Origin of the sequence: Streptomyces tailanensis, assembly GCF_008386495.1 — a bacterium.
GTDB lineage: Bacteria > Actinomycetota > Actinomycetes > Streptomycetales > Streptomycetaceae > Streptomyces > Streptomyces tailanensis.
Genome location: NZ_VTHJ01000058.1, coordinates 48,951 through 63,341, shown reverse-complemented (window position 1 = coordinate 63,341; position 14,391 = coordinate 48,951). Strand labels below are relative to the sequence as shown.

The window sequence follows — 14,391 nt, the reverse complement described above, 5'->3', positions numbered from 1 at the left end:
GGGCCGTCCCAACTGGGACGGCCCAACCAACAACCGGTGAACCCCGGACAGCCCAGGGCCCCGGAACCGGCGCAGAGGGTTCCGGGGCCCGGATCAGGGGCGGCGGACGGGTGGCGTCCCGCCCGCCGCGGGGGTGTCAGACGCGGCGCAGTACCGCCACCACCTTGCCGAGGATGGTCGCGTCGTCACCCGGGATGGGCTCGTAGGCGGCGTTGTGCGGCAGCAGCCACACGTGGCCGTCCTCGCGCTTGAAACGCTTGACGGTGGCCTCGCCGTCCAGCATCGCCGCGACGATGTCGCCGTTCTCGGCGACGGGCTGGCGGCGGACCGTCACCCAGTCCCCGTCGCAGATCGCGGCCTCGATCATCGAGTCACCCACGACCTTCAGGACGAACAGCTCACCGTCACCGACGAGCTGCCGCGGCAGCGGGAACACGTCCTCGACCGACTCCTCGGCCAGGATCGGGCCACCGGCGGCGATCCGGCCGACGAGCGGCACGTACGACGCGGCCGGCTTGCCCGCGGTGTCCGTGGGCTGCGCCGAGGCTTGGTCGGAGCCGCGAACCTCGTACGCACGCGGGCGGTGCGGGTCGCGGCGCAGGAATCCCTTGCGCTCCAGGGCCATCAGTTGGTGCGCCACGGAGGATGTGCTGGACAGGCCGACCGCCTGGCCGATCTCCCGCATCGACGGCGGGTATCCGCGCCGCTGCACAGAGTCCCTGATGACCTCGATGACCCGGCGCTGCCGGTCGGTCAGGCCGGAGCTGTCCGCCCTGATGCCTGGAGGTCGGCCGGGCAGGGCCCGCTTGGGCCCCTCATGGTTCGTGGCTTCGTTCATCGCATGCACCGGCTCGAGTCGGCTCTGGGAGCGGTCCTGGGCAGTGATGGTGGCACTGTCTGCGGTGGTGGTCACGTCGGCCCCTCTCGATGGTCTCCCGTGCAGCACAACGGTAGTTGCTTTCGAAAGGTTGCGCCAAACACACGTTCGAGTGAAAAAGCCTGGATTACCTGACGTGATCGAGTGTCTGGGTGTATGGGCCGCGTCGGGCCCGGCAGACAAAAGCGATCATTGCTGTACTCTTCACCGCCGGGCCCTCGGCCTTGTGGGCCGCTGCCGTCGCGCGGGTCAGTCTGCCACCCGGTGGTTCGTCAAACGGGCACCGGCCCCTTTTTCCCGTGGCGCCCACGGTATCCCCGTCCGTCCGGCGGCGGTACGACCGTGCGGCATGTGCCTGCGTGTGTGCGGCGCGTACCCCTACGTGTGCGACACGCGCGTCGTGGGCGGATTTATGAGCCAAGCCCCACATCTAGTGGTTGGATTGCGGTAGTAGCCCAGAAGTTGTGGTCCCCCGGTCCTTCGGGCGCTCGGGTATCGCCTATGCTTGGGGCTGCTTCGCGGGGCCCAAGAGGCCTTGCGGGGCTATTGAGTCGTGCTGTGAGGAGGGTTGGAGTTATGCACTGTCCCTTCTGTAGGCACCCCGACAGCCGCGTCGTCGACAGTCGTACGACGGACGACGGCACGTCGATCCGCAGGCGCCGTCAGTGTCCTGGCTGTTCCCGCCGTTTCACGACGGTGGAGACATGCTCACTGATGGTGATCAAGAGGTCCGGCGTGACCGAACCCTTCAGCCGTACCAAGGTCATCAATGGCGTCCGCAAGGCATGCCAGGGGCGACCTGTCACCGAGGACGCGCTCGCTCAACTCGGCCAACGGGTCGAGGAGGCGGTGCGCGCGACCGGAAGCGCCGAACTGACGACCCACGACGTGGGGTTGGCCATCCTCGGCCCGCTGCAGGAACTCGACCTCGTCGCCTACTTGCGGTTCGCCTCGGTCTACCGGGCGTTCGACTCGCTGGAGGACTTCGAGGCCGCCATCGCGGAACTCAGGGAGCAGGGGGAGCGCCCCGACGCGGACGGCGAGGACGTCGACGACGTGGTCGAGGAGCGCCGGGAGAACGACCGCGGGTCCGGAGGGACTGCCCAAGTCCCCGTGCCCGCCCACGCCGCCGACTGATCGGCGGGCCGCCCCGCCGGACCAAGAGGTCCGGACGATCGGCGGCGATCCAGGCCTGTCGCGAGCGGCTGTGCGAGCCGGGTCGCGGCACAAGACAGAACACCGTGCCACGGGAACAAAGTGGCACTTCAGGGCGTTTTCGCCCGTACAGGGAGGCGGCATGACAGAGACGGCGAGTGGTCCGGCACGGAGTTCCCGCGCCAAGGGCACCAAGGCGAGCAAGGGCCTGCGCATCGAGCGCATCCACACCACCCCCGGCGTGCACCCGTACGACGAGGTGGAGTGGGCGCGTCGTGACGTCGTCATGACCAACTGGCGCGACGGCTCGGTCAACTTCGAGCAGCGTGGCGTCGAGTTCCCCGAGTTCTGGTCGGTGAACGCGGTCAACATCGTCACCAGCAAGTACTTCCGGGGCGCCGTCGGCACCCCGCAGCGCGAGGTGAGCTTGAAGCAGCTCATCGACCGCATCGTGAAGACGTACCGGAAGGCCGGTGAGGACTACAAGTACTTCGCCTCGCCCGCCGACGCCGAGATCTTCGAGCACGAACTGGCATACGCCCTCCTGCACCAGATCTTCAGCTTCAACAGCCCCGTCTGGTTCAACGTGGGCACCCCGCAGCCCCAGCAGGTCTCCGCCTGCTTCATCCTGGCCGTCGACGACTCCATGGAGTCGATCCTCGACTGGTACAAGGAAGAGGGCATGATCTTCAAGGGCGGCTCCGGTGCCGGCCTGAACCTGTCCCGCATCCGCTCCTCCAAGGAACTGCTCTCCTCCGGTGGCAACGCCTCCGGCCCGGTCTCCTTCATGCGCGGCGCCGACGCATCCGCGGGAACGATCAAGTCCGGTGGCGCCACCCGCCGCGCCGCCAAGATGGTCGTCCTCGACGTGGACCACCCGGACGTCGAGGACTTCATCGAGACCAAGGTGAAGGAAGAGGAGAAGATCCGCGCGCTGCGCGACGCGGGCTTCGACATGGACCTGGGCGGCGACGACATCACGTCCGTCCAGTACCAGAACGCCAACAACTCGGTCCGTGTGAACGACGAGTTCATGACGGCCGTCGAGAACGGCACCGAGTTCGGCCTGCGCGCCCGTATGACCGGTGAGGTCATCGAGAAGGTCGACGCCAAGAAGCTGTTCCGCAAGATGGCCGAGGCCGCGTGGGCCTGCGCCGACCCGGGCATCCAGTACGACGGTGTGATCAACCGCTGGCACACCTGCCCCGAGTCCGGCCGGATCACCGCGTCGAACCCGTGCAGCGAGTACATGCACCTGGACAACACGTCCTGCAACCTCGCCTCGCTGAACCTGATGAAGTTCCTCAAGGACGACGGCAAGGGCAGCCAGTCCTTCGAGGTCGAGCGCTTCACCAAGGTCGTCGAGCTCGTCATCACCGCGATGGACATCTCCATCTGCTTCGCGGACTTCCCGACCCAGAAGATCGGCGAGAACACCCGCGCCTTCCGCCAGCTCGGCATCGGCTACGCCAACCTCGGCGCCCTGCTGATGGCGACCGGTCACGCGTACGACTCCGACGGCGGCCGCGCCCTCGCCGGGGCCATCACCTCCCTGATGACCGGCACGGCGTACAAGCGCTCCGCCGAGCTCGCCTCGGTCGTCGGCCCGTACGACGGCTACGCCCGCAACGCCGACGCCCACAACCGCGTCATGAAGCAGCACTCCGACGCCAACGGCACGGCCGTCCGCATGGACGACCTGGACACCCCGGTGTGGGCCGCCGCCACCGAGGCCTGGCAGGACGTCCTCCGCCTCGGCGAGAAGAACGGCTTCCGCAACTCGCAGGCGTCCGTGCTCGCCCCGACCGGCACCATCGGCCTCGCGATGTCCTGTGACACCACCGGTGTCGAGCCGGACCTGGCGCTGGTCAAGTTCAAGAAGCTGGTCGGCGGCGGCTCGATGCAGATCGTCAACGGCACGGTCCCGCAGGCCCTGCGCCGCCTGGGCTACCAGGAGGAGCAGATCGAGGCGATCGTCGCCCACATCGCCGATCACGGCAATGTGATCGACGCCCCGGGCCTCAAGCAGGAGCACTACGAGGTCTTCGACTGCGCCATGGGCGAGCGCGCCATCTCCCCGATGGGCCATGTCCGCATGATGGCCGCGATCCAGCCGTGGATCTCTGGCGCCATCTCCAAGACGGTCAACATGCCGGAGACGGCGACCGTCGAGGAGGTCGAGGAGATCTACTTCGAGGCCTGGAAGCTCGGCGTCAAGGCGCTCGCGATCTACCGCGACAACTGCAAGGTCGGCCAGCCGCTCTCCGCGAAGACCAAGGAGTCGGAGAAGGCCGAGATCACCGAGAAGGCCGAGGAGACGATCCGGACCGCGGTCGAGAAGATCGTCGAGTACCGTCCGGTCCGCAAGCGCCTCCCGAAGGGCCGTCCCGGTATCACCACGTCCTTCACCGTCGGCGGCGCCGAGGGCTACATGATCGCCAACTCCTACCCGGACGACGGCCTGGGCGAGGTCTTCCTGAAAATGTCCAAGCAGGGCTCGACCCTCGCGGGCATGATGGACGCCTTCTCGATCGCCGTCTCGGTGGGACTGCAGTACGGCGTGCCGCTGGAGACGTACGTCTCGAAGTTCACGAACATGCGCTTCGAGCCCGCCGGTATGACGGACGACCCGGATGTGCGGATGGCCGCGTCGATCGTCGACTACATCTTCCGCCGCCTGGCGCTCGATTTCCTGCCCTTCGAGACGCGCTCCGCGCTCGGCATCCACTCCGCCGAGGAGCGTCAGCGTCACCTGGAGACCGGTTCGTACGAGCCGATCGAGGAGGAGGTCGACGTCGAGGGGCTCGCCCAGTCGGCGCCGCGTCAGTCCCTGAAGGCCGTCTCCACCCCGAAGGCCGACGACGAGGCGGCCAGGCCCGCCCCGAAGCAGGCCCACACCAGCGCCGAGTTGGTGGAGATGCAGCTGGGCATCCAGGCCGACGCCCCGCTGTGCTTCTCCTGCGGTACGAAGATGCAGCGCGCCGGCTCCTGCTACATCTGCGAGGGCTGCGGCTCGACCAGTGGCTGCAGCTGAGCCTGAGCGCCCTTCAGAAGTGAAGTAAGCGGTCCGAGTGGGGAGTCGAGAGGATTCGGCTCCCCACTCGGTTTCCCGATCGTCAGGGCTTCAGGTCGCCCGGGTCGCCCAGCGTTCTGGCTATGAGGTCGGTGTCGCAGTACTCGGTGAGTGCTTGCAACTTTCCCTCTTCGATGTGGCAGACCCAGCAGTACGTGTTGTTGTAGGGCTTCCCCTCCGTGGTGGTGGCGCTGCCGCTGCACTCCACCACCACGTAGTCGCCGGCGGCGACGAAGCGTTGCGCGGTGTTGGTGTATTTGTCCGCGAACTGTGCGAGCAGGGGACGGAAGAGCTTGTTGAGGACCGCCTGTTTGCCTTCGTAGGTCCCGGACCATTTCGTCGAGCCGATGATCGTCCAGCGGAAGTCGTCGGCGAGGCTCTCGGCGAGAGGTCGGCCGTCGCCTTCCGCCAGCCCGGCGAAGATGCGCTGCATCAGCTGTGTGTTCTCGGGTTCGCCCATGGCTGCTCCGTCACCCGGTTCAGGATTCGCGAGGGGCGCCCATGAGGCGTGCGAAGGTTGCCGGGTCCTCGTCGTAGCCGTGGATGCCCGGGTGGAAGGTCCACTCGCCGGAGGCGTCCCGTACGAACTCGGCCACGGTGGCGGCCGTCGCACCGAGGACGCCGCCGAAGTCGTCCTCCGCCAGGACCGTGTAGCCCTCACGGATGCGCAGGCCCGGCTTGTGGACGTTGACGAAGGTCTTGTGGCCGCTGCCCTGCTGTATGGCCACACCGATCACCACGCGCCCGTAGCGGGTGTCGAGGCGGTTCAGCTCCACCGTCATGACCTCGTCCCAGCCGAAGCCCTGACCGGTCGAGCTTTCGCGGTTGAGGGTGATGGTGCCGTCGGGCGAGCGGCTGTCGAAGTGGACGACATAGGCCGGACTCCCGTTCGGATCGGCCGCGGTGTAGGTCGCCGCGATGATGTCGAGATCCGTGGGCGGCTGCCCGGCGGGGCTCGGATCCCACTTCACCGCCACCTCGACCTTGCGGATGCCCTTGTTGAGGCCGTTCAACAGAACTCTCCTCCCCGTTCTCCGGTGCTTGCGGGCCGAACCACCTCGCAGTCCAGGCCAGTTGCCCATCTTCCCACGCGCGCGGGGGCGTTCGCCCGGGTGCAACCGGCCGGAGAGTGACCGGCGCCACGCTCCGTGGCCTTACCATGGCGCGGTGCTGGTCAAGTGGATTCGCTGCACCGTGGTCGACCGCCGCGGTTTCGAGCGGGGGCAGCGAAAGTGGGCGGGGCTTCTGGGGGAGCCGGGTTTCCGTGGACAGGGTGGGGGCTGGAGCCGGGCACGACCCGGGGTGGCACACATCTTCTCCTTCTGGGAGAGCCGGGCCTTCTACGACTCCTTCATGGCGCGCTCCCACGACCGGCTCGCCGCCTCGCAGTCGGGCACCTACAAGGACATGCAGGTCAAGCTCTTCGACCATCGATTCGATGTGAAGACCGGCTTCGAGCCGCGTTTCACGGACGCCGATCTGGTGCGGGTGGCGCACTGCCGTGTCCACGAGGAGCGGGCCGAGCACTTCGCGCTGATGCAGGAGAAGGTCTGGAACCCCGCGATGGCCGGCTCGCCGGGCATGGTGCGCGGTCTGTTCGGTGAGGCGCCCGGCCACGAGTTCATGATCCTATCCATGTGGCAGTCGGCCGCCGAGCACGGAAAGTACCGCGTCGAACGCATCGAACGCCTCGCCCTGCGGGCCCAGATCGAAGCGGACGTCGCCGCTCTCGCGGGCGACATCGTGGAGCTGGAACCTAGCTGGACGGTCTGAGGGCGGGCAGAGATTCGAGTTCCGGACAGTTTGGAGGTTCGAGCCATCGTCTTGGCGTCCTGATGTGCAGGACATGTGTGACCTACGCCTTATGGAACCCGGACGAGTGCTCGATACGCCCTCGCCCCCTTTAGGGTTTTGGCATGGCACGACCACGGCGCATCGTCCTTGTCCGACACGGGGAGTCAACGGGCAATGTTGATGACACCGTGTACGAACGCGAGCCCGACCATGCCCTGGCGCTCACCGAGCGGGGCTGGCAGCAGGCCGAGGAGACCGGAAAACGGCTGCGCGAGATCTTCGGAAGCGAGCGTGTCAGCGTCTACGTCTCTCCGTATCGCCGGACGCACGAGACGTTCCAGGCCTTTCACCTGAACCCCGAACAGGTGCGCGTCCGCGAGGAGCCCCGACTGCGCGAGCAGGACTGGGGCAACTGGCAGGACCCCGACGACGTACGACTCCAGAAGTCCTATCGGGACGCGTACGGGCACTTCTTCTACCGCTTCGCGCAGGGCGAGTCCGGCGCCGACGTGTACGACCGGGTCGGTGGCTTCCTGGAGAGCCTGTTCCGCAGTTTCGAGGACCCCGATCATCCGCCGAACGTCCTGCTCGTCACCCATGGGCTCGCCATGCGGCTGTTCTGCATGCGGTGGTTCCACTGGACCGTCGCGGAGTTCGAGTCGCTGTCGAACCCGGGGAACGCGGAGATGCGGATGCTCGTTCTCGGAGACGACGGCCGCTACACGCTCGACCGGCCGTTCGACCGCTGGCGAGACCCGGAATCGTACGGACCCACCGGTTAAAGTGGCAGTGCGATGACCGCTGACTCCTCTTCCGACGGCCGCCTGGGGCGCGCCCTGGCCAGCCTGCGCGGACTCGCGGTGGGGGACGCGCTGGGCTCGCAGTACTTCGTGCCCGCGAACTATCCGCTGCTCAAGCGCCGCGAGACGCCGCCCGCTCCGTGGCAGTGGACCGACGACACCGAGATGGCCTGCTCCGTCGTGGCCGTCCTCGCGGCCCACCACCGGATCGACCAGGACGAGCTCGCCCGCTCCTTCGCCGTGCACCACGACTTCGACCGGGGCTATGGGCCCGCGGTCAACCGCCTGCTGCGCCTGGTCCGCGAGGGCGGCGACTGGCGTGAGCTGGCCTCCGCGCTCTTCAACGGCCAGGGCTCCTGGGGCAACGGCGCGGCCATGCGGATCGCGCCGCTGGGGGCCTGGTACGCGGGCGATCCCGAGCAGGCGACGCACCAGGCGGAGATCTCGGCGTACCCCACCCACCAGCACCGTGAGGCGGTCGTCGGCGCCATGGCCGTCGCCGCGGCCGCCGCCTTCGCGGCCGACCCGGCGGGACCGCCGAGCGCCGGCGCGCTCCTCGACGGCGTCATCGCTCTCGTCCCGAAGAGCGCCGTCGGAGCGGGCCTGCGGCGCGCACGGGACCTGCTCGACTACGGCGACGCCGACACTGTCGCCGCCGTACTGGGCTGTGGGCGGCGTACGACGGCGCATGACACCGTGCCGTTCGCGCTCTGGTCGGCCGCACGCGCCCTCGGTGACTACGAACAGGCCTTCTGGACGACGGCCCAGGTGGGCGGCGACGTCGATACGACCTGCGCGATCGTCGGGGGAGTGGTCGCCTCCGGAAAGGCCGGGACGCCTCCTGAGGCCTGGGTGGAGCAGACCGAAGGGCTGCCGGGCTGGTTGTCGGTGGGCTAGCCGGCTTGTCGCTGGGCCGGCGGGCCGGAGCGGGACGTGGTTCCCGGATCGCGGCTGCCACAACCGCCTCAACTGTCACAGGACTGCCACAGTGCGGTCCTCGGCTGCCGCTGAGGGCTCTCTCCCTGCATACCCTTTCCGCCACGCCGCCTGTTGATCATGACGCGGCGACGAGACACCGGCCACCGGCCTTCTGCCGCAGCGGCACGCTGCGTACGGTGGGCGCCGAGGGCCGGTCGGGGGAGGGGGTCCCGTGTCCGAAACACCGTCCACGCCGTCCACGTCCGAGCCCAAGGGATCGGCGTCCGGAGAACGGGCGGCGGAGGAACAGCGCCGTTCGGTCGCGGCGGGCGGACCGCCGTCCGCGCCGCCCGCATCGCCCGGGGCAAGGGGCCTCGGGCTGGAAGAACCCGCGCCGATCCGCACCGCGACCCTGTGGGCCGCGTTGGCCACCGGCCTCCTCAGCATGTGGTTGCTCGGCGAGGGGATGGCGGTCAATCTGCTCGTCGTCGCCGTGCCCGCCACGCTGGCCGTGTACTTCGCCGGACGGCGGGCGGGTCGGCGTCCGCGCCCGTGGGCGCTCGTCTGGGGCGTCGGCGGGCTCGCCCTGCTGCTCGTGCCCACGGTGCGCGCCGCCGAGTGGCCCTCGTTCCTCGCCGTTGTCACCTCGCTGGCGGCGGGCTCGCTCGCGCTGCACGGCGGCCGTACCTGGCCCGCCGTCCTGCTCGGCCCGATCGGTGTGTTCACCTCCGTGGTCACCGGCCCGGCCTGGGCCTGGCAGGGGCTGCGCGAGCGGGTCGGTGGTGACCGGGGCCGCCTGGGACCGCTGCTGCGGGCGCTGGTCGTGGCCGCGGTGCTGCTGTTCGTCTTCGGGGCGTTGTTCGCCGGCGCGGACGCGGCCTTCGCGGACCTGCTCGGCGCGTTGGTGCCCGACGTCTCCGTGTCCGACGGGCCCTGGCGGGTCCTGCTCCTCATGGTGGGCCTGTTCGGGACCCTCGCGGCGGCTCGTACGGCGGCCGCGCCGGCCCACTGGGACCGGGTCCAGGTACCGGCGGGACGGGCGCGCGGCCGCGTCGAGTGGGCGCTGCCGCTGATCGGGCTCGTCGCGCTCTTCGCCGTCTTCAACGCCGTCCAGCTCGCCGTGCTCTTCGGTGGCCACGACGCCGTGTTGGAGGAGACCGGACAGACGTACGCCGAGTACGCGCGTCAGGGCTTCTGGCAGCTGCTCATGGTCACACTGCTCACCCTGCTGGTCATCGTAGTGGCCCTGCGCTGGGCGCCGCGTACTCGATCGAGTGACCGAACGCTCGTGCGTGGTGTGCTGGGAACTCTGTGCGCGCTGGCGCTCGTTGTCGTGGCATCCGCTGTGCGACGTATGGACATGTATGTGGAGGCCTATGGGCTGACGCGACTGAGGATCTCGGTGCTGGCCATGGAGCTCTGGCTCGGCCTGGTCATCGTGCTCATCATGGCTGCCGGGGTGTGGGGAGCCCGCTGGCTGCCGCGTGCCGTCGCGGCCGGTGCGGTCGCCGGAGTGCTCGTGTTCGGGTTCGTGTCGCCGGACGCGCTGATCGCCGAGCGCAATGTGCAGCGGTACGAGGACACGGGCCGGTTCGACCTCGAGTACGCCCAGGGGCTGTCCGCCGACGCCGTACCGGCCCTGGACCGACTTGAGGAGCCCCTGCGGTCGTGCGCGCTGCGGGACATCAAGTTCGACATGGACGAGGCGAACCTCCCTTGGTACGCCACGAGTTGGGGGGACGCCGAAGCCCGGCGCATCCTCGACGCGCGGCCGCTGTCGGAGGGGGCGAGCGCGCTGGAGTGCGGTGAGCGGGAGGCCGATTTGCTGTTCCCCTGAGGCCCGCCGCGGCTGGACCACGCCCTGCTGTCGGTCTCCGGGCGTGGTCCGGCCGTCCTCGGTGCCTGTCAGCCTCCGGCGGCGGGTCCTGCCGTGCCGGCCAGGGCGTCCAGGTCGCTCTTGCGGACCCTGATCACCAACACGGCGGTGACCAGAGCGAGCACGGCCATCGCGACGGCGGGGACGAACGCCGTCGCGATGCCCTGGGCGAGCACTTCGTGACTCCAGGGAGCGGGCAGTTGCTGGGTCCTGGCGAACTCGGCCTTCTGCTCCGCCGTGCCCTCCGTCATGAAGAGCTGCACCTGCTTCTCCCCCTCGTCACGGCTGGCCGTGCCGAAGACCGTGGTGAGGATGGCCAGCCCGAGCGAACCGCCCACCTGCTGCGTGACATTGAGCAGGCCGGACGCCGCGCCCGCTTCGTGCGGGGCGACCCCGGAGACGGCGGTCAGGGTGAGCGTCACGAAGTTCAGACCCATGCCGAAACCGAACACCAGCATGGGGCCGAGCACCCCACCGACGTACGAGCTGTCGGGGCTGATGAAGGTCTGCCAGGTAAGGCCGAGCGCGACGAGGGTCGAACCGACCACCATGAACGGTTTGGGCCCGAGCACCGGTAGGAACCGCTGCGACAGCCCCGCGCCCGTGACGATCGCGACGGTCACCGGAAGGAAGGCCAGACCGGCCTTGATCGGCGTGTACTGCAGCACGTTCTGTACGAACAGCACGATGAAGAAGAACATGCCGAACATCGCCGCGGCCAGGCTCAGCATGATCACGTACGTGCCCGAGCGGTTCCGCTCAGCGAACATCCTCAGCGGGGTGATCGGCTCCTTGGCCCGGGTCTCGGTGAAGGCGAACGCCAGCAGCAGGACCGCGGCTGCCCCGAAGGAACCGATCGTCAGGCCGTCCCGCCAGCCGTCCTCCGCCGCGCGGATGAAACCGTAGACGAGTGATGCCATACCGGCTGTCGAGGTGAGCGCCCCCGCGATGTCGAACCGCCCGGGGTGCCGCTCCGACTCGCTGATGTACATCGGCGTGAGCACGGCGATCAGCACACCGATGGGTACGTTGACGAAGAGCACCCACCGCCAGTCGAGCCACTCGGTGAGCATGCCGCCGGCGAGCAGACCGATGGCACCGCCACCGGCGGAGACCGCGGCGAAGACGCCGAAGGCCCGGTTGCGCTCCGGGCCTTCGGGAAACGTCGTGGTGATCAGAGCCAGCGAGGTCGGGGACGCTATCGCGCCTCCGATGCCCTGGAGGGCGCGCGCCGCCAGCAGCTGCCAGGGCTCCTGGGCGAATCCGCCGAGCAGCGAGGCGAGCGTGAAGAGGAGAATTCCGGTCATGAACACGCGGCGGCGGCCGAGGATGTCACCGGCCCGGCCGCCGAGCAGCAGCAGACCGCCGAAGGTCAGCGTGTAGGCGCTGACCACCCATGTCAGGTCGGTGGTGCTGAACTTGAGCGCGTCTTGAATGTGCGGTAGCGCGATGTTCACAATCGTCGCGTCGAGTACCACCATGAGTTGGCAGGCCGCGATGACGGTGAGCGCGATGCCGGGGTGCCCCTCCCGGCGGGCTGCTCCCGGCTTCTGATCCTGAATCAACGGAGAGGTTGTCACTATGGGTCCCCCACAAGTGCCTTAGTGAACGCTCGCGTTCACTGACGCGTCCACGGTAGTGAGTCCCCCTTAGTGAACGCAAGCGTTCACCGAAGTTGCCGCCGTGGCGCACGCGCTCGTCCGCTCGTACCCCTTGAACCCACTCCCCTCATGCTCAACGGAGAAGCACAGATGGTCACTTCGCGCTGGACGGCCGCTCCTTCCCGGACGGCCTCCCCGCGCCGGCGCGGCGCCGTGCTCGAGCAGGCGATCCTCGACGCCGCGCTGGAGCAGCTCAGTACGGTCGGCTGGAACGGCCTCACCATGGAGGGTGTCGCCGCCGGCGCCCAGACGGGCAAGGCCGCGGTCTACCGCCGCTGGCCGTCCAAGGAGGACCTCGTCGCGGACGCGCTCCAGGCCGGACTTCCGCGATTCGACGCGGCGCCCGACCTGGGAAGCGTGCGCGAGGATCTGCTGGAGCTGTGCCGGCAGGTACGCGAGGCCATGTTCTCGCGCCCCGGGTTCGCGCTGCGCTCAGTCATTCACGAATGCGACACCATCCAGGCTGAGCGCTTCCATGGCGTGATCATCGGTGGGGTCGTGGAACCGACGGTCAACCTGCTGCGGGAGATCGTGGAGCGGGGAATTCGGCGGAGTGAGGTACGGCCCGACGCGGCCAATGCCTATGTCTTCGACGCGATTCCGGCCATGATGATGTACCGCTCAAAGATGTGCGGAAGCGAATGGGGCGAGCGGGACATGGAGGAGATGATCGACCAGCTGATGGTGCCGCTGCTGCGCCCGCACGGCGCCTGAACCGGGTCTGCGATGGGATTGAGGTTGCTCCGGGAAACCCGGGTGTCGCAGGGGGACATCGGCGGCGTAGGCTAAGGGCGCCATGCCGTACGAACCACCTACTCACACCGTCGAGCGCTCCCTGCGCGCCACGACCGGAGCGAAGGTCATTGCCGGTGTCGACGAGGTGGGGCGAGGCGCGTGGGCCGGCCCCGTCACCGTCTGCGCGGCGGTCACCGGACTGCGCCGACCGCCCGAGGGCCTCACCGACTCCAAGCTCCTGACGGTCAAGCGGCGCGAGTCGCTCGCCGCGGAACTGCTGAAGTGGGTTACCTCGTACGCCCTCGGTCACGCCTCTCCGGAGGAGATCGACGACCTGGGCATGACGGCCGCGCTGCGGCTCGCCGCCGTACGGGCCCTGGAGGCGCTTCCGGTGCGGCCCGAGGCGGTCATCCTGGACGGCAAGCACGACTATCTCGGAGCGCCCTGGCAGGTCCGTACGGTCATCAAGGGTGACCAGTCCTGCGTCGCCGTCGCGGCGGCTTCGGTGATCGCCAAGGTTCAGCGTGACAAAATGATGGCCGAACTGGGTATCGACCATGCAGACTTCGGTTTCGCGGCCAACGCCGGGTACCCGTCGCCCGTGCACAAGGCCGCGCTGGCGGAGCGGGGTCCGACCCCGTACCACCGGTTGTCGTGGGCGTATCTTGATGCGCTGCCCCAGTGGCGGCATCTCAAGAAGGTCCGCAACTGGGCGGACGGAAGCGTTCCGGAGATCGAGGGTCAGCTGGGCTTCGATTTCTGACGGATTCGTTCGCGCTCATGTGCCACCCGCCGACGCGAGTCGCACCGGCGTTTGATAAACATCAGCTCATGCCTCTCCTTCCCGAGGAGCCTCAGATTCACGAGAGTGCCCAGGGTCCGCGTGCCACTCCGGCCAGCGGCCGCGTCGCGCCGACCCCCCGTCCCGTACCCGGTCCCCGTCCCGCGGCTCCGCCGCGTCCCGGCCGACCGGGTCCTGCCCGGCCGGTGCCGGCCCAGCGCGCGTCGCACACAGCGGCCAAGCCCGGGCCGTCCGCTCCGGCCGCCACTCCGCAGATCCAGCTGATCCCGGCCTCGGCCGAGGGGGCGCTGGACGCCGCCGAGGAAGCCGTCGACCTGCTGCTGGAGTCGGGTCGTGCCCCCGGCGACGTGCTGGTGATCACCACCGGCGAGTCGCATCCGTGGGCCGCCCACGAACTGTCCTTCGGCGAGGCCGCCTACTGGGCGCAGCACGACGCGGGCGACGACGTCTTCTACGCCGATGCCTCCGCCGTCGGTCGGGCCGCAGCGCGTCCCGTCGTCGTGGTCGCCGTCAACGGCGGCACCGGCTCCGTCACCGCGCAGGCGCTGCCGCAGGCACTCGGCCGGGCCGGCGCCCTGCTGATCGTCTGTGGCGACCCGCAGACGATCAACTCGGTGCTGGGCGCCGGAGTCTGAGCGACTGCGGACCTCCTCCCGGTCGGCCCGCCAGGGTTCACCGGGCAGCCGCGCGTGCCCGGACG

General features: G+C 69.0%; 13 protein-coding genes. 9 read left to right on the top strand and 4 right to left on the bottom strand.

The annotated features are described in order from the left end of the window. Positions 1-136: 136 nt before the first annotated feature. The gene (lexA, locus tag F3T56_RS35630) at positions 137-913 is read right to left on the bottom strand and encodes a transcriptional repressor LexA (RefSeq protein ID WP_045561107.1); all 777 of its coding nucleotides are present in this window, start codon (positions 911-913) and stop codon (positions 137-139) included. 540 nt (positions 914-1,453) lie between these two features. Between lexA and nrdR the strand changes: the two genes are divergently transcribed. Both nrdR and F3T56_RS35620 read left to right on the top strand, forming a co-directional pair. Continuing rightward, the gene (nrdR, locus tag F3T56_RS35625; protein WP_149829489.1) at positions 1,454-2,014 is read left to right on the top strand and encodes a transcriptional regulator NrdR; all 561 of its coding nucleotides are present in this window, start codon (positions 1,454-1,456) and stop codon (positions 2,012-2,014) included. Between the two features lie 160 nt (positions 2,015-2,174). After that, positions 2,175-5,066, top strand: coding sequence for a vitamin B12-dependent ribonucleotide reductase (locus tag F3T56_RS35620; RefSeq protein ID WP_149829488.1), 2,892 nt, complete (start codon positions 2,175-2,177; stop codon positions 5,064-5,066). An 82-nt stretch (positions 5,067-5,148) separates the two neighbouring features. Here the strand turns inward: F3T56_RS35620 and F3T56_RS35615 are convergent, their stop codons facing one another. After that, complete coding sequence (locus F3T56_RS35615; protein WP_149829487.1) at positions 5,149-5,565, bottom strand: nuclear transport factor 2 family protein; 417 nt, start codon at positions 5,563-5,565, stop codon at positions 5,149-5,151. A 19-nt stretch (positions 5,566-5,584) separates the two neighbouring features. Then, positions 5,585-6,187, bottom strand: a complete 603-nt coding sequence (locus F3T56_RS35610) for a TerD family protein (protein WP_149829486.1) — start codon at positions 6,185-6,187, stop codon at positions 5,585-5,587. An 85-nt stretch (positions 6,188-6,272) separates the two neighbouring features. Between F3T56_RS35610 and F3T56_RS35605 the strand changes: the two genes are divergently transcribed. From F3T56_RS35605 to F3T56_RS35590, 4 genes are all read left to right on the top strand, one after another. After that, positions 6,273-6,878 (top strand): YdbC family protein, encoded by a 606-nt coding sequence (locus F3T56_RS35605; RefSeq protein WP_149829485.1) that lies wholly within the window; start codon positions 6,273-6,275, stop codon positions 6,876-6,878. A 143-nt stretch (positions 6,879-7,021) separates the two neighbouring features. After that, a complete protein-coding gene (locus F3T56_RS35600; protein ID WP_149829484.1) occupies positions 7,022-7,681 on the top strand; it encodes a histidine phosphatase family protein in 660 nt (219 codons plus the stop codon). 12 nt (positions 7,682-7,693) lie between these two features. Beyond that, on the top strand, positions 7,694-8,596 hold the full coding sequence (locus tag F3T56_RS35595; protein ID WP_149829483.1) for an ADP-ribosylglycohydrolase family protein: 903 nt from the start codon (positions 7,694-7,696) through the stop codon (positions 8,594-8,596). A 400-nt stretch (positions 8,597-8,996) separates the two neighbouring features. Then, complete coding sequence (locus F3T56_RS35590) at positions 8,997-10,454, top strand: DUF4153 domain-containing protein (protein ID WP_149829493.1); 1,458 nt, start codon at positions 8,997-8,999, stop codon at positions 10,452-10,454. Between the two features lie 68 nt (positions 10,455-10,522). On the opposite strand, the gene F3T56_RS35585 is transcribed toward F3T56_RS35590, so the two are convergent. Then, positions 10,523-12,073, bottom strand: a complete 1,551-nt coding sequence (locus tag F3T56_RS35585) for an MFS transporter (protein ID WP_149829482.1) — start codon at positions 12,071-12,073, stop codon at positions 10,523-10,525. 171 nt (positions 12,074-12,244) lie between these two features. On the opposite strand from F3T56_RS35585, the gene F3T56_RS35580 reads away from it, so the two are divergent. The 3 genes from F3T56_RS35580 to F3T56_RS35570 all read left to right on the top strand — a co-directional run bounded on the left by F3T56_RS35580 (position 12,245) and on the right by F3T56_RS35570 (position 14,326). After that, a complete protein-coding gene (locus tag F3T56_RS35580; RefSeq protein ID WP_149829481.1) occupies positions 12,245-12,868 on the top strand; it encodes a TetR/AcrR family transcriptional regulator in 624 nt (207 codons plus the stop codon). Between the two features lie 82 nt (positions 12,869-12,950). After that, positions 12,951-13,652, top strand: coding sequence for a ribonuclease HII (locus F3T56_RS35575; RefSeq protein ID WP_149829480.1), 702 nt, complete (start codon positions 12,951-12,953; stop codon positions 13,650-13,652). A gap of 68 nt (positions 13,653-13,720) precedes the next feature. Beyond that, positions 13,721-14,326, top strand: coding sequence for a hypothetical protein (locus F3T56_RS35570; RefSeq protein ID WP_149829479.1), 606 nt, complete (start codon positions 13,721-13,723; stop codon positions 14,324-14,326). Positions 14,327-14,391 lie beyond the last annotated feature (65 nt).

Excerpts from the sequence above, each read along its gene's own strand:
- nrdR (WP_149829489.1), top strand. The coding sequence starts at position 1,454 with ATGCACTGTCCCTTCTGTAGGCACCCCGACAGCCGCGTCGTCGACAGT.
- F3T56_RS35595 (WP_149829483.1), top strand. The coding sequence starts at position 7,694 with ATGACCGCTGACTCCTCTTCCGACGGCCGCCTGGGGCGCGCCCTGGCC.
- F3T56_RS35615 (WP_149829487.1), bottom strand. The coding sequence starts at position 5,565 with ATGGGCGAACCCGAGAACACACAGCTGATGCAGCGCATCTTCGCCGGG.
- F3T56_RS35610 (WP_149829486.1), bottom strand. The coding sequence starts at position 6,187 with ATGGGCAACTGGCCTGGACTGCGAGGTGGTTCGGCCCGCAAGCACCGG.
- F3T56_RS35620 (WP_149829488.1), top strand. The coding sequence starts at position 2,175 with ATGACAGAGACGGCGAGTGGTCCGGCACGGAGTTCCCGCGCCAAGGGC.
- F3T56_RS35600 (WP_149829484.1), top strand. The coding sequence starts at position 7,022 with ATGGCACGACCACGGCGCATCGTCCTTGTCCGACACGGGGAGTCAACG.
- F3T56_RS35575 (WP_149829480.1), top strand. The coding sequence starts at position 12,951 with ATGCCGTACGAACCACCTACTCACACCGTCGAGCGCTCCCTGCGCGCC.
- F3T56_RS35580 (WP_149829481.1), top strand. The coding sequence starts at position 12,245 with ATGGTCACTTCGCGCTGGACGGCCGCTCCTTCCCGGACGGCCTCCCCG.
- F3T56_RS35570 (WP_149829479.1), top strand. The coding sequence starts at position 13,721 with ATGCCTCTCCTTCCCGAGGAGCCTCAGATTCACGAGAGTGCCCAGGGT.